19 protein-coding genes and 1 tRNA gene are annotated in these 17,052 nt (G+C 69.3%); 11 read left to right on the top strand and 9 right to left on the bottom strand.

The window, feature by feature from the left end; translation table 11 throughout:
* The first annotated feature begins 18 nt into the window (after positions 1 to 18).
* On the top strand, positions 19 to 867 hold the full coding sequence (locus ACSMFO_RS13915) for a LysR family transcriptional regulator (RefSeq protein WP_436458914.1): 849 nt from the start codon (positions 19 to 21) through the stop codon (positions 865 to 867).
* Here ACSMFO_RS13915 and ACSMFO_RS13910 read toward each other — a convergent pair.
* Together ACSMFO_RS13910 and ACSMFO_RS13905 are read right to left on the bottom strand one after the other, a co-directional pair.
* Entirely contained in the window at positions 855 to 1,532 is a 678-nt protein-coding gene (locus tag ACSMFO_RS13910; RefSeq protein ID WP_436458913.1) for a hypothetical protein, read from the bottom strand. The genes ACSMFO_RS13915 and ACSMFO_RS13910 overlap by 13 nt on opposite strands.
* Before the next feature lie 102 nt (positions 1,533 to 1,634).
* Positions 1,635 to 2,459 (bottom strand): SDR family NAD(P)-dependent oxidoreductase, encoded by an 825-nt coding sequence (locus ACSMFO_RS13905; RefSeq protein WP_436458912.1) that lies wholly within the window; start codon positions 2,457 to 2,459, stop codon positions 1,635 to 1,637.
* A gap of 145 nt (positions 2,460 to 2,604) precedes the next feature.
* Here ACSMFO_RS13905 and ACSMFO_RS13900 point away from each other — a divergent pair, with 145 nt between their 5' ends.
* Positions 2,605 to 3,363, top strand: a complete 759-nt coding sequence (locus ACSMFO_RS13900) for a trypsin-like serine peptidase (RefSeq protein WP_436458911.1) — start codon at positions 2,605 to 2,607, stop codon at positions 3,361 to 3,363.
* 7 nt (positions 3,364 to 3,370) lie between these two features.
* A complete protein-coding gene (locus tag ACSMFO_RS13895) occupies positions 3,371 to 3,589 on the top strand; it encodes an RNA-binding S4 domain-containing protein (protein WP_016330720.1) in 219 nt (72 codons plus the stop codon).
* Here the strand turns inward: ACSMFO_RS13895 and ACSMFO_RS13890 are convergent.
* Complete coding sequence (locus ACSMFO_RS13890) at positions 3,586 to 4,539, bottom strand: Ldh family oxidoreductase (protein ID WP_436458910.1); 954 nt, start codon at positions 4,537 to 4,539, stop codon at positions 3,586 to 3,588. The two genes, ACSMFO_RS13895 and ACSMFO_RS13890, sit on opposite strands and share 4 nt — an antisense overlap.
* A gap of 113 nt (positions 4,540 to 4,652) precedes the next feature.
* Between ACSMFO_RS13890 and ACSMFO_RS13885 the strand changes: the two genes are divergently transcribed.
* The 3 genes from ACSMFO_RS13885 (at position 4,653) to ACSMFO_RS13875 (ending at position 5,462) form a co-directional block, all read left to right on the top strand.
* Positions 4,653 to 4,940: a DUF2277 domain-containing protein gene (locus tag ACSMFO_RS13885; RefSeq protein WP_038522179.1), complete on the top strand. Its 288-nt coding sequence runs from the start codon at positions 4,653 to 4,655 to the stop codon at positions 4,938 to 4,940.
* Between the two features lie 23 nt (positions 4,941 to 4,963).
* Complete coding sequence (locus ACSMFO_RS13880) at positions 4,964 to 5,329, top strand: DUF4190 domain-containing protein (RefSeq protein ID WP_360088580.1); 366 nt, start codon at positions 4,964 to 4,966, stop codon at positions 5,327 to 5,329.
* A 44-nt stretch (positions 5,330 to 5,373) separates the two neighbouring features.
* Positions 5,374 to 5,462 (top strand) — tRNA-Ser (locus tag ACSMFO_RS13875).
* Between the two features lie 49 nt (positions 5,463 to 5,511).
* Here ACSMFO_RS13875 and ACSMFO_RS13870 read toward each other — a convergent pair.
* Positions 5,512 to 7,236, bottom strand: coding sequence for an RICIN domain-containing protein (locus ACSMFO_RS13870; RefSeq protein WP_436458909.1), 1,725 nt, complete (start codon positions 7,234 to 7,236; stop codon positions 5,512 to 5,514).
* A 103-nt stretch (positions 7,237 to 7,339) separates the two neighbouring features.
* Between ACSMFO_RS13870 and ACSMFO_RS13865 the strand changes: the two genes are divergently transcribed.
* Positions 7,340 to 7,747, top strand: a complete 408-nt coding sequence (locus tag ACSMFO_RS13865; RefSeq protein WP_436458908.1) for a YciI family protein — start codon at positions 7,340 to 7,342, stop codon at positions 7,745 to 7,747.
* Between the two features lie 8 nt (positions 7,748 to 7,755).
* Positions 7,756 to 8,889 carry an RNA polymerase sigma factor gene (locus ACSMFO_RS13860; RefSeq protein WP_436459021.1) on the top strand — a complete coding sequence of 378 codons (1,134 nt, stop codon included), beginning with the start codon at positions 7,756 to 7,758 and terminating at the stop codon, positions 8,887 to 8,889.
* On the opposite strand, the gene ACSMFO_RS13855 is transcribed toward ACSMFO_RS13860, so the two are convergent.
* A complete protein-coding gene (locus ACSMFO_RS13855; RefSeq protein ID WP_038507596.1) occupies positions 8,879 to 9,382 on the bottom strand; it encodes a MarR family winged helix-turn-helix transcriptional regulator in 504 nt (167 codons plus the stop codon). The genes ACSMFO_RS13860 and ACSMFO_RS13855 overlap by 11 nt on opposite strands.
* 538 nt (positions 9,383 to 9,920) lie before the next feature.
* Here ACSMFO_RS13855 and ypfJ point away from each other — a divergent pair.
* Positions 9,921 to 10,838: a KPN_02809 family neutral zinc metallopeptidase gene (ypfJ, locus tag ACSMFO_RS13850; RefSeq protein ID WP_360096743.1), complete on the top strand. Its 918-nt coding sequence runs from the start codon at positions 9,921 to 9,923 to the stop codon at positions 10,836 to 10,838.
* Positions 10,839 to 10,930: 92 nt separating this feature from the next.
* Here the strand turns inward: ypfJ and ACSMFO_RS13845 are convergent, their stop codons facing one another.
* The gene (locus ACSMFO_RS13845; RefSeq protein WP_193786322.1) at positions 10,931 to 12,472 is read right to left on the bottom strand and encodes a M28 family metallopeptidase; all 1,542 of its coding nucleotides are present in this window, start codon (positions 12,470 to 12,472) and stop codon (positions 10,931 to 10,933) included.
* An 80-nt stretch (positions 12,473 to 12,552) separates the two neighbouring features.
* Here ACSMFO_RS13845 and ACSMFO_RS13840 point away from each other — a divergent pair, with 80 nt between their 5' ends.
* On the top strand, positions 12,553 to 13,530 hold the full coding sequence (locus ACSMFO_RS13840) for an NAD(P)H-quinone oxidoreductase (protein ID WP_436458907.1): 978 nt from the start codon (positions 12,553 to 12,555) through the stop codon (positions 13,528 to 13,530).
* Here the strand turns inward: ACSMFO_RS13840 and ACSMFO_RS13835 are convergent.
* A complete protein-coding gene (locus tag ACSMFO_RS13835) occupies positions 13,527 to 14,726 on the bottom strand; it encodes a cysteine desulfurase-like protein (RefSeq protein ID WP_016330709.1) in 1,200 nt (399 codons plus the stop codon). The two genes, ACSMFO_RS13840 and ACSMFO_RS13835, sit on opposite strands and share 4 nt — an antisense overlap.
* Before the next feature lie 134 nt (positions 14,727 to 14,860).
* Between ACSMFO_RS13835 and ACSMFO_RS13830 the strand changes: the two genes are divergently transcribed.
* Positions 14,861 to 15,469: a bacterial proteasome activator family protein gene (locus ACSMFO_RS13830; protein WP_038507584.1), complete on the top strand. Its 609-nt coding sequence runs from the start codon at positions 14,861 to 14,863 to the stop codon at positions 15,467 to 15,469.
* Between the two features lie 67 nt (positions 15,470 to 15,536).
* On the opposite strand, the gene ACSMFO_RS13825 is transcribed toward ACSMFO_RS13830, so the two are convergent.
* Positions 15,537 to 16,691: an epoxide hydrolase family protein gene (locus ACSMFO_RS13825; RefSeq protein ID WP_436458906.1), complete on the bottom strand. Its 1,155-nt coding sequence runs from the start codon at positions 16,689 to 16,691 to the stop codon at positions 15,537 to 15,539.
* Between the two features lie 114 nt (positions 16,692 to 16,805).
* Entirely contained in the window at positions 16,806 to 17,051 is a 246-nt protein-coding gene (locus ACSMFO_RS13820; RefSeq protein ID WP_016330706.1) for a hypothetical protein, read from the bottom strand.
* Between the last annotated feature and the right edge of the window lies 1 nt (position 17,052).

Below are 17,052 nucleotides of genomic sequence, written 5' to 3'. Positions count from 1 at the left end.
TAAGCGATACTGATGACCATGGAGACTCATCTGCTCCGCACCTTCGTGGCGGTGGCCCGCGGCGGCTCGTTCTCGCGGGCGGCCCGCGACCTCGGCTACACGCAATCCGCGATCTCCCAGCACATCGCCGCGCTCGAACAGGACCTCGGCACCGCGCTGCTCACCCGGCGGCCCGTCGCCCCGACGCACGCCGGGGAACGTCTCCTCGAACACGCCGGCCCGCTGCTGACCCGGCTCGACGCCGCCCGCGCGGACCTCGCCCGGCTCACCGCGGCTCCCACCGGGCGGGTCGTCCTCGGGCTCACCCCGCTGTCGCTCACCGCCGAAGTCGCCACGGCCGCGCGTCGTGGCACCGAGTTGCGCGTCCTGGGCCGCGAAGACGTCCTGACGGAGGTCGCGACGGGCTCACTCGATCTCGGCCTCGTCGACGGGATGACCGCGCCGAGTGATCCGCTCCCGCTGCCGGACGTCGGCCCGCTCACCACCACCGTCGTCGGCGAACGCCCGCTCGCGGTCGCGGTGCCCGACGGCCATCCGATGACGGGGCGGGCGGTCCGGCTCGCCGAACTCGCCGACGCGGCGTGGATCGACGCTCCGGATACGGCGATTCCGTTGGAACGGTTGAGAAAGTTCGCTTCGACCGACGGATTCCGCGGTCGGCTGCGCTACACCGGGACCGATGTCCGCGGTCTGCTCGCCCTGGTCTCGGCCGGTCAGGGACTGGCGCTGCTCCCGGCGGACGTCATCACCGGCGTGAGCGCGCTTTCGCTGTCCTCGCCGCGCGTGGTGCATCGCACCGAACTCGTGCACGGGGATCCTGGCGAGGGCTCGGCGCTGGCCGCCACGCTGACGGGTCAGCGGCCGTAGCCGTAACTCACCATTCCCTGCGCCATCTGCATCGCGAGGGAACTCGCCACGACGGGATCCATCATGCTCCGGATGTCCTGCGTGGCCTTGTCACGCGAGCCGAGGTCGGTGCGCGGCTGCTCCGGCGGCCGGGTCTCGGCGGGCGGAAGGGCGACGACGCGTTCCTTGGCGGGCTTCTTCTTCGTCGCGGGCGCTTGCTGCTTCACGGTGACCGGGACGTAGACGGTCACCGGCGCGGCCTGCGGCGCGGGCTGCGCGGCCGGCGGCGCCGCCTGCTGGGTCGCCACGGCGGGCAACGGCTGCTCGGGCAAGGCGGTGTCGTCGGCGGGCTGGAAGCTGAAGGTGCCGGCGAACCAGCCGATCGCGAGCAGCGCCACCCCCGCTCCGCCGACGAGCCAGGACCGGGCGCGGCGATGGATGACGACGGCCTTCGGGCGGAGATCCTTGTCCACCACCGGTTCGCAGACCGGGGGCCGCACCGGCATCGGCTCGGGTACGGGTTCGTTCTCCGGGCTGCGCCGCCGTTTCGGCAGGCTCGCCGCGATGATCCCGGTCCGGTCCAGCAGCTCCGCCGTCTCGACGGAGAGCGCGGCATCGGTCGGCGTACGGCGCTGGGCGGCGCGCGGCATGGGGACCTCCGGAAGGGGAATCACGAACTTGAGCATTGTGGTGCATTTCCGACGCCGCCGTAAGTAACGCACCCCGATCGAGTTATCCCGAGCCGTCCGGACCACGGAGGGTTACTCCGTTCAGTGGCTTCCGCTTTCTCAGAGATTCCGCATTCCCAAGCGCCCCAACAGCGCGAGCGGCCGCTGGTAAAAGGAGCCGAGCACGCGGGGAATCGCGTCGATGGCGTACGCGTCCGGACCGATCAGGATCCGCGCCGTCCCCCGTTCGATACCGCGGACGATGGTCTGCGCGGCCTTCTCCGGCGTCGTCCTCGCGATCTTTTCGAATCCCTCGGCGGCTTTGTCGATGTCCCGCTCGACGCCACCCCGCGCGTCACGGGCGATATTCGTCTTGATGCCACCGGGATGCACGCAGCTGACCTTGACCGGATGCCGGGCGATCAGCATTTCCTGCCGCAGCGCCTCGGTGAACCCCCGCACCGCGAATTTCGCGGCGTTGTAAGCGCTCTGCGTGGGCACGCCGATGAAGCCGAACACACTCGAAAGGTTGACGATGTGCCCGTCACCCGAAGCGATCACCTGCGGCAGAAACGCTTTCGTGCCGTTGACCACGCCGCCGAGATTGATCCCCATCAGCCAGTCGTAGTCGTCCCAGGTCATTTCCTCGACCGTGGCACCGAGCGCGACCCCGGCGTTGTTCACCACCACGTTGGCGCCGCCGAAATCGACGGCGACCTCCTCGGCGTGCGCGAGGACGGCGTCACGGTCGGCGACGTCGAGCTCGTACGCCTTCGCGGTCGCGCCCGCCTTCTCGCACTCCGCGACGGTGCCGGCAGCGCGGACGGCGTCGACGTCGGAGAGCGCCAGCCTGGCGCCCCGGCCCGCGAGCTCGATCGCGAGCGCCTTGCCGATCCCCGAGCCCGCGCCCGTGATCACCACGACCTTGTCCGTGAACGACTTCATACCCGCTCCAACCCGCTCGACTGTTACCGGAGGTAACACATACTACGGCTGTGAGCTTGCTGTGCGTTGATCGATTCGGGCTGTGTTCGTACCCCACTTATGGTGATCTGTACCCGGACAGCCGTGGACGAGCGAAAGGAAGGCGATGCGCCGCGCCCTGTTGCTCGTGCTCTGTGTCGTTCTGTCCGGTTGTTCCGCCGCGTCGGATCCCGCCGCGACCGAAGACGCCGCCGCCGCGACGGTGGCTGCCACTCCCGCGGCACCGAAGACCAATCCCGCGATCGGCGCGCTCTTCCTGGACGGAACGCATTTCTGCACGGCCAGCGTCGTCCACAGCGCCCCCGGCGACCTCCTGCTCACGGCGGCGCATTGCCTGCACGACGGCGAAGGCGGCGAGTACGCGACGGGGATCTCGTTCGCGCCCGGCTACCACGACGGTGTCGCGCCGTACGGCTACTGGGAAGTCTCCGATCCGCAGGTTCCCGACGGCTGGGCCGATTCCTCCGATCCGGACCTGGACGTCGGGTTCGCGACCGCCCGCCAGGCCGGCACCACGAAGACCCTCGAAAGCGTCACGGGCGCCAACACCCTGCTGACCGGCGGCGGATTCGACCACCCGATCACCCTGACCGGGTATCCCGACGAACGGGAGGCGCCGGTCGTCTGCCACGGCACGAGCGCCCAGGCCGACACCTACCAGATGCGCGTCGCGTGCCCCGGCTTCACGACCGGCACCAGCGGCGGCCCGTGGGTGGTCGACCCCGACCCGAAGACCGGACTCGGCACCGTCGTCGGCGTGATCGGCGGCTACCTCTACGGCGGGGACGATCCGGACACGTCCTACAGCAGCTACTTCGACACCGACGTCGCCACCTTGTACCGGAAGATGGACGCACGGGGATGATCTCCCCATGAGCATCCACGACGTCCCGATCACCGGTGAACCGATCCGCCTCGGCCAGTTCCTCAAACTGGCCAACCTGGCCGAAGACGGATCGCACGCCAAAGACCTCCTCGACGCCGAAGAGGTCACGGTCAACGGCGAGGTGGAGGTCCGGCGCGGCCGTCAGCTGACGAACGGCGACGTCGTGGAGGTCGGCGGCGAAGGCGGCCGCGTCGTCCTGGGCTAACGCCCCTGCAGCGGCGCCAGGCGCAACGCCTTCGCGAGTTCTTCCAGCTCGCGGTGCACCGGCTCGTTCAGTGGGACACCCAGCGCCTGGCACTGTTCGAGGTACTGCGCCTCCCGCCAGCCCGGATAGCGGACCGGCGTGCCGCCCTCCCAGCCGAGCAGGCTGCCGAACAACGCGCTCGCCGCCTTGTAGAACCCGTCGGCGCTGCGCAGCGTCGTCGGCGCGATGGCCATCACCATCAGGCCGGTGTCGTGGTCGTGGTCGCCGACGCCCGACAGCACCCCGGCGAAGATCTCCACCAGCAGGGCGAAGCCGGCGATCGCGGCGCTGCCCGCGCCGTCGACGTCCCCCAGCGTGTTTAAGTCGAGGACGAATTCGGGGTACGCGCCGGCGGGGGCGGCCATACCGAGCGGGTTCGCGGCCGTCCCGCGCTCCCCGCCCGCCGCCATGACGAGCCCGATCATGGTGTGCGGCAACGCCCTCGCGGCATGATGCCCGGCGCTGCCGAACGGCCCGACGCCGCGCACCGACATGAGCCCGACGCCGTACCGGCCCGCCCGGGACACCGCCCGGTCCATCGCGTCGCCGACGGCCCACAGGCCCGGCGCGCGGCGGTAGTCGATCAGGGCGGCGGCGCCGCGGTCGGCGATCATCAGCGGTTCGGCCCTCGGCCGCACCATCCCGTTGGTCAGCATCGGCAGATACAGCCGGGTCAGCTCGGCGACACCGGATTCCGGCGTTCCGGTGAGATCGCCGTGGCACAACGCCTCGGCGGCCATCCTGGCCCGCGACCAGGGCAGGTCGTGCGCGGTGAAGATCTCGGTGACCAGGTCGATCAGGGCGTCGATCGGGACGCGCTGCCCGATCTGTTCCGGTATCGGGGAGGGTTCGGCCGGTTCGGGGGTCGGCTCGACGGGCGCACGGCGAAGAGAGCGAGGTCTGAGGGGCACTCCGCCGAGGGTGCCCAAACGCGTTTTTCGGCGTCAACGAACCACGGCACCTTCTAACCGACTGTGTGATCGAAGCACTCGGAAACGTCGGTGAGCGGACGTACGATCGGGGCATGTGCCGGAACATCACCACGCTACGAGGCCTGGAACCGGCGGCGACGCCGGACGAGATCGAGGCCGCCGCCCGCCAATACGTCCGCAAGGTGTCCGGGGTGCAGAGCCTTTCCGACGCCACCCGTGAGCCGTTCGAGGCCGCCGTCGCCGAGGTCACCGCGATCACCCGGCGGCTGCTGGCCGAACTGCCCGAGCGCCGTCAGCCGCCGGCGAAGGTGCCGCCGTTGCGCCGTCCCGAGGTCCAGGCGCGAATCGCGGCGAAGGCCGCGAAGAGCCAGGCATCCTGAGCTCCGGCGGTTACGGTTAGCGGGTGACATACCCGCAGGACCCCTACGGTCAGCAGCAGCCCTACGGCCAGCAACCTCCGTACGGGCAGCCGTACCAGCAACCGGGTTACGGATACGGCCCGGCGATGCCGCCGCCGCAGGAACAAGGGCTCGCGATCGCGGCGCTGGTCGTGTCGATCGCCAGTCTCGTCGCGTGCAGCGGGCTGCCGTCGATCGCCGGCGTCATCATGGGGCATATCGCGCATTCCAAGGCCAAACGCGGGGAAGCGGGCGGCCAGGGGATGGCGCTCGCGGCGATCATCATCGGCTACCTCGGCGTCGCCGTCATCGTGCTGATCCTGATCGGCGTCATCTTCGTGGGCATCCTGACCGACTGGGACTTCGACTAGATCCGAAACCTTCCACCAAAGCCCCGTCGGATACCCTCGACAGCGGTAGCGTGTCCGAGCGGCCGAAGGAACATGTCTTGAAAACATGCGAGGGCTCTGTCCTCCGTGGGTTCGAATCCCACCGCTACCGCCAGTCTTGAATACGAAAGCGCCCCAGGCCGACCGGCCTGGGGCGCTTCGCGTCACGCGGGTACCAGTGCCCAGACCGTCTCGTCGCTACGGCCGCCCAGGAACGGCCGCTGCTCCAGCAGCGAAGCCGTGCCGTTGTTGATCTGCCGCACCGCCAGCTTGCTCGCCCGGTTCACCAGTCCGTAGCGCATGTCGGCGCTGCGCAACAGCTTCCACTGCTGGTTGACGGCGGAGCCGCAATGCGTCTGCTCGAACTGCGCGCCCTCCGCGGTGCTGCCGGAGACCGGCCGCAGGCACTGACCGCTCCGCTCGTTGGAGATCTTCCAGTACCCGCCGCCCGCGTCGGTGAGCCGCCATTTCTGGCCGTTGTCGTTCTGCCTGGCCACATGGGTGATCTTCGCGCCCGCCGACGACGAGCCGTCGACGACCGCCGCGCTGTTTCCGTTGGTGGCGACGGTCAAGTAGTACTTCTTGCCCGCCTGCGGGCCGGGATCGGCGACGGGGTTCAGCGTCCACTGCTGGTTGGCCGCCCCGGTGTAGGGCTGCTGGACCAGAGGCGCCGGGTACGTGCCGCCGTCGGTGATCGCGTAACCGGTCAGGTAGTTGAAGATCGCCACCTTGCCGTTGCCGAGCGGCTGGAACGCCCACCGCATACCGTTCTGGCCGTTGCAGTTGTACTGCAGGATCGGCGTTCCCGGCGCCGTCCCGCTCTGGGCGCTGTCGGCGCACAGCTGACTGTTGGCGTTGACCAGCTGAAGACCGGTGTTGTAGCCCAGGACCCACTTCTGGCTCATGGCGTCGGTCCGCGGCCGATGGCTGAGGTTGACGAGGCCGCCGGTCGACGAGCCCACGACGTCGATCGCGTTACCGCTCGCGCCGGTGATGACGTAGGTCTTCCCGCCCCTGGCGTGGCCGTCGTCGTTGTCGGGCGTGTCCTTCTTGATCAGGAAGGCGCTGTTCGCGACGTTCCAATGCGTCGCGAGCCAGCTGCCCGGCGTGGGGTTCGTGCTGAAGTAGTCGTCGTTGCCGCAGTCCAGCAGCCGGTCGAAGTCGCGTTCCGTGCAGTCGAAGGACTGCGTGTCGCCGTAACACATCAGATCCCATTCCTGGGAGCAGTGCCCGCCGCCCTGATAGTGCGGGGCGCCCGGCAGAACCGCGCCGAGCATGTGGCCCAGTTCGTGGGCGGCGGCGTTGACACCCCAGCAGGGGACGGCGATCTCCGTGTAGTGCCTGCCGTTGTTGAAGGCGTTGGCGGGGCCGGGCTGGTCGTCGCTGTCGCCCCACGTGCCCGCGCAGGTGTGCGGATTGTCGGAGAACAGCATGTAGTCACGGTCCGCGTCGAAGAAACCGGCCTGGATGGCGCGGTCGCGGATGGCGCCGGACAGATACGTGCCGTCGGGCACCACGAGATTCGCGACGGCGACCTGGCAACCCGCGCCCGCGGTCGTCACGTAGCGGAGATGCCTGCTGCCGCCGGTCGCGGCGGCGCTGTCGTTGAACGAATCGTCGATCCCGGACGCGTAGGCGCGCAGGGACGGCGCGACGGTCGCGTACCGGTCGGGCTGGCCGGCCTCACGGACGTAGACCAGCTCGACACGTTTGCCGGAAACCCCGTCGCCCTCGCAGACCACCGGGTTCGCGGCGATCAGCGCTTGGGCGACGGCTGGAGCGAGCGGGGCCGGGGCCACCTCGGAGGCGACCGCTTCTCCGGTGAGCAGGCCACAGCCGAGACCGATGGTCACAAGCAGGCAGGCGGTTCGCCGTTTCGCCTTGGACAAGGGCTCTTCCTTTCGCGATGGAGGAACGCGAAAAAGACGCTAGAGGTCGGATGTCTCAGCCGACCAGGCAGAAGGACCGGCAGTCTGCCGCTACCCTTCCGGCATGCCCAAGTACCTGCTGCTCAAGCACTACCGCGGCGCTCCGGCGGCGGTGAACGACATCCCGATGGAGCAATGGGCGCCGGAGGAGATCACGGCGCACATCGACTACATGAGGGACTTCGCGACCCGGCTCGTGGAGACCGGCGAGTACGTCGGAGAGCAGGCTCTCGCGCCCGAAGGCACCTTCGTCCGTTACGACGGAGAGGGCAAGCCGCCGGTCACCGACGGCCCGTTCGCCGAGACCAAGGACCTCATCGCCGGTTTCATGATCATCGATGTCGACAGCTACGAGCGGGCGCTCGAACTCGCGGGTGAGCTGTCGGCCGCCCCGGGAGCGGGCGGGAAGCCGATCCACGAATGGCTCGAACTGCGTCCGTTGCAGGGCGACCCGCTCGTCGTCACGGAGTGACCACCGAACTGGACGAGGCCCTGCTCCGGAGCCTCACGCCGAACGTCCTCGGGATCCTCGTCCGCCGCGGAGCCGACTTCGCGTCGGCCGAGGACGCCGTCCAGGAGGCGCTGATCGAGGCCGTCCGCGTCTGGCCCGGCGACCGGCCGAACGATCCGAAGGGCTGGCTCGTCACCGTCGCCTGGCGCAAGTTCCTCGGCATGGCACGGTCCGACGCCGCCCGCCGCCGTCGCGAAGACCTCGTCGACGACGAGCCCGCCCCGGGGCCCGCTCCCGCGGTGGACGACACGCTGCAGCTCTATTTCCTCTGCGCCCACCCGTCGCTGACGCCGTCTTCGGCGGTCGCGCTCACCCTGCGCGCCGTCGGCGGGCTCACCACGCGCCAGATCGCCCAGGCGTACCTGGTGCCCGAAGCGACCATGGCGCAGCGCATCAGCCGGGCCAAGCGCACCGTCTCGGGAGTGCGTTTCGACCAGGCGGGCGACGTCGCCACCGTGCTCCGCGTGCTGTATCTCGTGTTCAACGAGGGCTACTCGGGCGACGTCGACCTCGCCGCCGAAGCCATCCGGCTCACCCGGCGGCTCTTCGCCTCGATCGACCATCCCGAGGTCGCCGGACTGCTCGCCCTCATGCTGCTCCACCACGCCCGGCGCGCCGCGCGGACGGCGGCCGACGGCGAACTGGTGCCGCTCGCCGAACAGGACCGCGGCGCCTGGGACACGCGTCTGATCGCCGACGGCGTCGAGATCCTGCAAGCCGCGCTGGCCCGCGACAGGCTGGGCGAGTTCCAGGCGCAGGCCGCCATCGCGGCGCTCCACGCCGACGCGCCCACCGCGGCGGAGACCGACTGGGTGCAGATCGTCGAGTGGTACGACGAACTCGCGCGGCTGACCGGCAGCCCGGTCGTCCGGCTCAACCGCGCGGTCGCCGTCGGCGAGGCGGACGGACCGCGCGCGGGCCTGGCCGCGCTCGCCGAACTGGACGATTCACTGCCGAGGTACGCGGCCGTGGCGGCGTACCTCCACGAGCGCGACGGCGACCTGGAGACCGCGGCGCGGCTGTACGGCGAGGCCGCGGGCAAGGCGGCCGACCTGGCCGAGCGTGCCCACCTGACGCGTCAGGCCGCCAGGCTCAGGAAGTGATCGGCGGCAGCCGCGGCAGGCCGTCGATCTCGGACAGGTGCTCCAGCACGCGTCCGAAAGCCTGCCCCAGCACCCGCTGCTCCTCGGGGCTCAGCAGGTCGATCAAATGCTCGCGGACACCCTCGACATGCGTCGGCGCCGCGCCTTCCAGCAGTTCCGCGCCGCTCCCGGTCATCTCCGCGACGACGCCGCGTTTGTCCGCCGGATCGCGGGTGCGGCGGATGAGACCGTCCGCCTCCAGCCGGACCATCTGGTGCGAAAGCCTGCTCTTGGTCGAGCCGAGCATGCTCGCCAGCTCCGTCATCCGCATCCGCCGGTCGGGCTGGAGCGAAAGGCAGACCAAGACCTCGTAGTCGGCGAGGGTGACGTCGTGGCGCTCGGAGAGCTCGCGATGGAGGCGCTGTCGCAGCCGCATGGTGGCGACGATGTACGAGCGCCAGGCGACCATCTCGGACTCGGAAAGCCAGCGCACTTCCTTCTGCTCCACCGCCATCCACGCAGAGTAGAGCGTTGATCGCACAAGGCGCATACCCACCGGTCACTTTTCGGCCCCTGAAAAATCCGGCGGAACATTCGCCCGAAGGAGGGTTACGAAAAGGTTGAGACTCGGCGCGAAAAGGCGCATTCTGCTTGTCAGCGGATGGTCGGGCAAGTACCGGGCGAACCCGTGGAAGGGTCGCCGGACCTGCTCCCAGCCGGGAAGGGTCAGGTGGTGGTATGGCGGGTGATTCTCGCGGTTGACCGCCTGCTGTGTCCCCGCGACCGGAACGGAAAGGACCGGGTCGGTCGCGACTGTGAACAGCGACGAGCGCGGGCATCTCGGATGCGCTCGACAATTCTGGCGCATTCGGCGTCACTCCGGCCTGTTTCGGGTTAGCGGCCTCTTCGACCGCCTCGGCAGTGCCAGGACGCCGGCCCGGTGATCGCGGCCGACCGGCGATCAGAACAAGACAACCTCGGTAGCCCTGGGTGCGGCCGCTCCACGCGGCCGCACCCAGGCATATCCGGGGTCTTCCGGCTACGCTTCCCCCGTGCGATTCGACGAAGGCGCGGGCCTGGACACCTCCGAGGTCGAGGACCTGCGCGGCGGTGGCGGTGGCGGCGGGATCGGCGGCCGGGTGGCACTCGGCGGCGGCGGGCTCAGTGTGGTCGGCCTGGTCATCTACTTCCTCATCTCCCAGTTCGGCGGTGTGAGCCTGAACCCGTCCTCGAGCGGGCTCGGCGGACTGGGCTCCGGGCAGCAGGTGGACAACACCACGCTGTCCCAGGAGTGCAAGACCGGCGCGGACGCGAACCGGAACCACGACTGCGCGATCGTCGCCATCATCAACTCGATCCAGGACTACTGGGGGCAGGAGTTCCAGCGGTCCGGGTCGACCTACCGCAAGTCGGTCACGAAGTTCTTCAACGGCGGCGTGAACACGGCCTGCGGCAACGCGACCTCCGACGTCGGGCCGTTCTACTGCCCCGGCGACTCAACGGTCTACATCGATCTGGGCTTCTTCAACGAACTCCGCACCAGGTTCGGTGCACAGGGCGGGCCGTTCGCGGAGGCGTACGTGCTGGCCCACGAATACGGTCACCACGTGCAGAACCTCACCGGAGTGTCCAAAAAGGGCACCGGGAGCGGGCCGACGTCCGGTTCGGTGCGGCTCGAACTGCAGGCCGACTGCTACGCCGGTGTCTGGGCGAACCACGCGACGACCACCCCGACCGAGAGCGGGCGGCCGCTGATCACCGAGGTCAGCCAGGAGGACGTCGACTCGGCGCTGGACACCGCTTCGCGGATCGGTGACGACTACATCCAGTCGAAGCTCGGCGGGGGCCGGGTCGACGAGTCGAAGTTCAGCCACGGCACCTCGGCGCAGCGGAAGAAGTGGTTCACCACCGGCTTCCAGACCGGCGAGCCCGCGCGGTGCGACACCTTCGCGGCCAAGAGCCTGGGCTGAGCGCGTTCCCAAGTACGTGAAGGCCCCCTTCACTGCGTCTAGCGCAAGGAAGGGGGCCTTCACGTACTGCGAGGGGCGCGTCTCGTGAGAGATCAGGCGGCGACGTGGTGGTCGTCGGCCTGGACGGAAGCCGTCATGCTCCGCTGCTGAGACCGCTCGGTCGCGCGAAGGGCCTTCGCCTTCGCGGCCGAACTGCCCGACACACCGTTGATGTCCGCGGTGCTGGTCGCGTACACGCCCAGCGCCCACGCGACGGCGTCGGAGTTGCGTTCGAGCGCGACGCGATCGACGTTGCCGAGGTTGTCGCACGCCTGGTGGTAGCACTTGTCGTAAGGAACGTCGGCACTGCCGCCCCACTTGGCCGCCTGCGCCGCGGTCTTCACGCCTTCGGCACCGGTGAACAGGCCGCCGGCCGGGATGCCGACCGCGATGAACTGGCCGTAGTCGGAGCGACCGGTGAAGTCCGTGCCCTCGACCGGGACACCCTTGCCGAGCTGGAGGTAGTCCACGAGCGTCTTCTCGAGCTGCGCGGAACCGTACGGGCCCGCACCCGCGCCGACACCGTCGGAGTTGTCGCCGTCGTAGGCGAAGTACGCCGCGTTCGGCGAGCCGATCATGTCGTAGTTGTAGTAGAGCGCGATGTCGAGCTGCTGCTCGAAGCTCAGCGAGTTGACGTAGTAGGTCGAACCGACGAGGCCGAACTCCTCGGCGCTCCACCAGCCGAAGCGGACGGCGTTGTTGGCCTTGGGCTTGCTGCCCAGCTGCAGCGCGGTCTCCAGCAGCGCGGCGGAGCCGGTGCCGTTGTCGTTGATGCCGGGGCCCTCGGTGACGCTGTCGAGGTGGGCGCCGAGCATCACGACGTTGTCCTTGCGACCGGTCTTGGTCTCGGCGAGGACGTTGTAGCTGGTCCGCGCCTCCTGGAAGGCACGCAGGTCGAGGGTGACCGAGGCACCGGCCTTGCCGGCGAGCGCCTGTCCGTCGGCCTGGGTGATGCCGCCGGTCGGGATCTTGCCCGCGGCCGGGTCGCCCAGGGTGCCGTTGACCGGGCCCGGGACGTTGTTGTAGACGATCGCGCCGACGGCGCCCGCCGCCGCGGCCGTCGCCTGCTTCTGCGCGAAGGAGCAGCCACCGCGCTGGATCAGCGCGATCTTGCCGGTGACGCCGCCGGCGTAGTCGGTCGCTTCGCAGCCGCTGGTGTCGTCGACCGGGACCACCGCGAGCGGGGCGGTGATTCCGCCGGCGGGCGTCGACGGGCTGTAGGACATGATGATGATCGGGACGTCGGCGCCCGCGACCGTCAGCTTCTCCGCGAGGGTTTCCGCGTATGTGAAGGGGAACTCCTGCCGCGTCACCGTGAAGCCCGCCTGCTCCAGCTTCGTGGCGACGTACTCCGCGGACTTCTTGTGCCCTTCGGTGCTGGCGGCACGGCGGCCGCCGTTCGCGTCCGAGATCCGCTGCAGCGCGATCAGGTGCCGGTTGACGTTGTTCACGTCGACCTTCTTGACGAGCTGCTTGGCCAGCGCGGGACCGTCGATTCCGGTCGTGGCCGTCGCAGCGGGAGCCATTCCGACCGTGAGCGCGGCGGTGGCCATCACCACGATCGAGGGAACAATGCTTCTTCGCGAATATGACATGAGCGTCACCTTTGTGTGGTTTGCGCCACAGGTCAACCGACGTTCGGCGGACTTTACGACACCGGGATAGGGTCGTTTGTATGTACGCGATCACCATCCGTGAGCCCGGCGATCCCGATGTTCTCGAATGGACCGAGGTCCCTGATCCCGTGGCGGGTGAAGGCGAAGTCGTCATCGAAGTCGCCGCGAGCGCCGTCAACCGCGCTGACCTGCTGCAACGTCAGGGAAATTATCCGCCGCCGCCGGGTGCCAGCGAAATCCTCGGGCTCGAATGTTCGGGCACGATCGCCGAAATCGGCGAGGGCGTCGAAGGATGGCGAATCGGCGACGAAGTTTGTGCTTTGCTCGCCGGTGGTGGCTACGGGGAAAAGGTCGCCGTACCCGCCGGACAACTGCTTCCTCTTCCCGCCGAAGTCGAATTGCTCGCGGCCGCCGGACTGCCCGAAGTCGCGTGCACGGTTTGGGCGAATGTGGTGATGCACGCCGGCTTGTCCGAGGGTGACGTCCTGCTCGTCCACGGCGGCGCGGGCGGGATCGGCACGCACGCGATCCAGGTCGCCAAGGCGCTCGGCGCGACGGTCGCGGTGACCGCCGGCTCGGACGAGCGGCTGGAGAGCTGCCGCCAGCTCGGCGCCGACATCGCGATCAACTACCGGGAGCAGGACTTCGTCGCGGTGCTGCGCGCCGAAACCGGCGGCGCGAACGTCATCCTCGACAACATGGGCGCCAAGTACCTCGGCCGCAACATCGACGCGCTGGCCATGGACGGCAGGCTGGTGATCATCGGCATGCAGGGCGGCGTCAAGGGCGAGCTGAACATCGGCAAGCTGATGGGCAAACGGGCGAGCGTGTTCGGGGCGGGCCTGCGTTCGCGGCCGCTGGCGCAGAAGGCGGCGATCGTCGCCGACGTCCGCGAGCGGCTGTGGCCGTTGGTGGAGCAGGGTTCGGTGAAGCCGATCGTCGGTCAGGTCGTCCCGATGGCCGAAGCCGCGTCCGCGCACCGGGCTCTCGAGGACGGCACGGTTTTCGGCAAGGTTCTCCTCGCCGCGAAGTCCTAGCGGATCTCTTCCAGCACTCGGACGAGCTGATTGACCTCGAAGACGTTCGAGTAATGCGCGAGTCCGATGCGGACGGCGCCGCCGACTTCGGCGGCGCCGAGGGAGCCGAAGACACCACTCGTACCGTCGTCGGCGAAGGCGCAGAGCCCCTGGGACGCCAGGTATTCGGCGACTTCGGGCGCTTTCTTGCCCGCGACGGCGAACGCGAGCGCGGGGATCCTGCGCATGGCGTCGCCGATGACCATGACGTGCCGCAGCGAACGCAGCTCTGTGGACAGTTGCGCCAGAAGCCCCGCGTGGTACGACTTCGCCGAGCCCAGCGACGTCACCAGCTTCTCGCGCCGGGAGCCCAGCGCGGCGTCGTCCAGACCGGCCAGGTAGTCGATCGACGCGATCAGCCCGGCCAGCAACGGGTACGCGTGCGGCCCCAGCTCCATCCGGGCCGGACCGCGCGCGGCCGGGTCGAGCGAGACCGACGGCAGGCGTTCGAGCAGTTCGGGGTCGCGGAAGACCAGCGCCCCCACCGACGGCCCGCCCCAGGCCTGCGCCGAAACCACCATCACGTCGGCGCCGAGCGCGTTGAGGTCCAGCGGCACGAACGGCGCCGCGTACGTCGCGTCGACGACGACCAGCGCGCCGACGCGTTTGGCGAACTCGATCACCGTCGGGACGTCGGGCCGGGTGCCGACCGAACCGGACGCCAGCGTGACCGCGACGGCCTTGGTGCGCGCGGAGACGAGGTTCTCGTACTGCCAGGCGGGCAGCTCGCAGGTCTCGATGTCGATCTCGCCCCAGCGCACGACCGCGCCGACGCGTTTCGCCGCGCGGCGCCACGGCGCGAGGTTGGCCTCCTCGTCGAGCCGGGAGACGACGACCTCGTCGCCGATCGTCCAGCGATCGGCCATCGCGTCGACGAGACGGCGGATGAGATCGGGCGCGTTGGGTCCGAGCACGACTCCGGCCGGGTCGGCGCCGACCAGGTCGGCGACCGCCCGGCGAGCGGCCGTGACAATGCTTTCCGCGCGCTGGGAGGCCGGAAACGCTCCCCCCGGCCCGGACACCGGAGCGCGCATGGCCGTGGATACGGCCGAAGCGACCTGTTCAGGTACGAGCATTCCGGCGGCGCCGTCGAAGTGAATCCAGCCGTCACCCAGCGCGGGAAACAACCCACGGATACGAGCGACGTCGAACGCCATGTGGACACCGTACGGACGTGCGGTTTGGCGCTTTACCCGGGGTTGGCTGCCCGATCACGGGGCGCGACGATTCCCGCTACGCTCGGAGACGGCGCTGAAAACCACACTGCGCTTCGTGCCCGACGTAGGCCAGGATGGAGCACATGACCGACCCAGTTTCCCGCGAATCGACCACCCCCGGTGACGGCGGCGGAGACTCCCAACACCATGTGGTGGTCGTCGGTCCCGACGGCACCCCGGTCGGCACCGCACGCATCGCCGCCCCCGGCTCCGACTCCGGCGAGGAGGCGCACGAGGAATCGCTCGGCGACCTCGTCGAAGAGCCCGCCAAGGTGATGCGCATCGGCACGATGATCAAACAGCTGCTGGAGGAGGTCCGCGCCGCGCCGCTGGACGACGCCAGCCGCACCCGCGTGCGCGAGATCCACCAGACCTCGATCCGTGAGCTGGAGCAGGCGCTCGCGCCCGAGCTGCAGGACGAGCTGGAGCGGCTCGTGCGGCCGTTCACCGAGAACTCGACGCCGTCCGATGCCGAACTGCGGATCGCGCAGGCGCAGCTCGTCGGCTGGCTGGAAGGGCTGTTCAGCGGCATCCAGACCGCGCTGTTCGCACAGCAGATGGCGGCGCGGGTGCAGCTGGAACAGATGCGGCGGGGGCTTCCGGCGGGTCCGTCCGCGGGCGGTGCCGCTTTGGGTGGGCACGGCGCCGCCGGCGAGTCGCACGGGCCCGGCCAGTACCTCTGACACGCGCAATGAAAGGTCCTTTCCTCGCAAATTTTGCAAGGAAAGGTCCTTTCATTGCAGCCGGGAGTCAGCGCAGCGGGCGGAAGAACGTCCGCAGGTCGTCGATGAGCAGATCCGGCACCTCCAGCCCGGGGAAGTGACCCCCTCGGTCCGGAGTGGACCAGTGCACGACGTTGTCGGTGCGCTCGGCGAGGTGCCGGATCGGCAGGCCGGTGTCCTTCGGGAACACGGCCACTCCAGTGGGCACTGTGGACTGTGGCGGTGGCGTACCCCAAGCCGGGCCCAGCGTGGCGTAGATCCGCGATGACGAGTTCGCCGTGCCGGTGAGCCAGTAGAGCATCACGCTGGTGAGCAGATCGTCGCGATCGATCGCGTCCTCGGGGACGTCACGCGAGTCCGAATAGGACTTGAACTTCTCCACCAGCCAGCCGAGCTGCCCGGCCGGTGAGTCGGTGAGCCCGTAGGCAAGCGTTTGCGGCTTGGTCGACTGGATCATCGCGTAGCCCAGCTCTCCGCTCTGGAACTCCCGCCCGCGCGCCAGCGCCGCCTCGCCCCGCGCGAGTTCTTCGCCGGTCAGTCCCTCGAGATCGGCCTCGCTTCGGGGCACCGCGTGCGGCAGCATCGTCAGATGCGCGCCGATCACCCGCTCCGGGCACCGGACGCCCACCGCGCGCGACACGATCGCACCCCAGTCGCCCCCGTGCAGCCCGAACCGCTCGTACCCGAGGCGCGACATCAGCACTCCCCAGGCGTCGGCGATCCGGTCCGGTCCCCAGTCCACGTCGATCGTCGGCCCGGAGAAACCGAACCCCGGCAGCGACGGCACGACGACGTGGAACGCGTCCCCCGCGTCACCGCCGTACGCGCGCGGGTCCGAAAGGGGTCCGACGACGTCGAGGAATTCCACAATGGACCCCGGCCAGCCGTGCGTGAGCACCAGCGGGATCGCGTCCGGCTCCGGTGACCGCGCGTGCAGGAAATGGACGTTCGCGCCGTCGATGTTCGTCAGGAACCCGGGGAAACCGTTGAGCCGCTCCTCGTGGGCGCGCCAGTCGTAGCGGAGTCGCCAGTATTCGGCGAGCTCCTGGAGGTAGCCGAGCGGCGTCCCGAGGCCCCAGCCGACGCCGTCGATCTCGTCCGGCCAGCGGGTGTTCGCCAGGCGGGCGGCGAGGTCGTCGAGGTCGCGCTGGGGGATGTCGATCGTGAACGGCGTGATGGTCATGGGGACGACGGTAGGGAGGATCGAGGACAGCCGCGGTCCTCGATCGAAGGTCAAACCCGGTACTCGGGCAGTCTTTCGCGAAAGGCGTGGTTCATGATTCCAGTGTCCGCGCACTTACAAGCGATATTCCCGCGGAACCCAGTCCGACATCAGGTCGGCGACATCCGCGACACGGTCTTCTTCAGCCTCTCGGCCCTGCTCACGGAGAAACAGGATCGTGTCGAGCAGTTCTTGATACAGCTTCTCCCGCGAGACACCGCGCTCGAGCTCCGCGGCGAGCAGGGGCCGGATCTCGAAGATGGTCAGACCCGCGGCGACGAGCTCAAGAAGACGGGTCCGGAAGTCCGCACTGACCCCCATG

It is taken from the genome of Amycolatopsis sp. w19, from assembly GCF_051373225.1.
GTDB classification, from domain to species: Bacteria; Actinomycetota; Actinomycetes; order Mycobacteriales; family Pseudonocardiaceae; genus Amycolatopsis; species Amycolatopsis japonica.
Note: the sequence above shows the minus strand (reverse complement) of the source record. Positions and strands in the feature narration are given on the sequence as shown.

Coding starts and splice junctions, on each gene's coding strand:
- ACSMFO_RS13915 (WP_436458914.1), top strand. CDS start 19: ATGGAGACTCATCTGCTCCGCACCTTCGTGGCGGTGGCCCGCGGCGGC.
- ACSMFO_RS13900 (WP_436458911.1), top strand. CDS start 2,605: ATGCGCCGCGCCCTGTTGCTCGTGCTCTGTGTCGTTCTGTCCGGTTGT.
- ACSMFO_RS13830 (WP_038507584.1), top strand. CDS start 14,861: ATGGAGCACATGACCGACCCAGTTTCCCGCGAATCGACCACCCCCGGT.
- ACSMFO_RS13905 (WP_436458912.1), bottom strand. CDS start 2,459: ATGAAGTCGTTCACGGACAAGGTCGTGGTGATCACGGGCGCGGGCTCG.
- ACSMFO_RS13855 (WP_038507596.1), bottom strand. CDS start 9,382: ATGGCGGTGGAGCAGAAGGAAGTGCGCTGGCTTTCCGAGTCCGAGATG.
- ACSMFO_RS13865 (WP_436458908.1), top strand. CDS start 7,340: ATGCCCAAGTACCTGCTGCTCAAGCACTACCGCGGCGCTCCGGCGGCG.
- ACSMFO_RS13840 (WP_436458907.1), top strand. CDS start 12,553: ATGTACGCGATCACCATCCGTGAGCCCGGCGATCCCGATGTTCTCGAA.
- ACSMFO_RS13820 (WP_016330706.1), bottom strand. CDS start 17,051: ATGGGGGTCAGTGCGGACTTCCGGACCCGTCTTCTTGAGCTCGTCGCC.
- ACSMFO_RS13835 (WP_016330709.1), bottom strand. CDS start 14,726: ATGGCGTTCGACGTCGCTCGTATCCGTGGGTTGTTTCCCGCGCTGGGT.
- ACSMFO_RS13910 (WP_436458913.1), bottom strand. CDS start 1,532: ATGCTCAAGTTCGTGATTCCCCTTCCGGAGGTCCCCATGCCGCGCGCC.
- ACSMFO_RS13885 (WP_038522179.1), top strand. CDS start 4,653: ATGTGCCGGAACATCACCACGCTACGAGGCCTGGAACCGGCGGCGACG.
- ACSMFO_RS13825 (WP_436458906.1), bottom strand. CDS start 16,691: ATGACCATCACGCCGTTCACGATCGACATCCCCCAGCGCGACCTCGAC.
- ACSMFO_RS13895 (WP_016330720.1), top strand. CDS start 3,371: ATGAGCATCCACGACGTCCCGATCACCGGTGAACCGATCCGCCTCGGC.
- ACSMFO_RS13845 (WP_193786322.1), bottom strand. CDS start 12,472: ATGTCATATTCGCGAAGAAGCATTGTTCCCTCGATCGTGGTGATGGCC.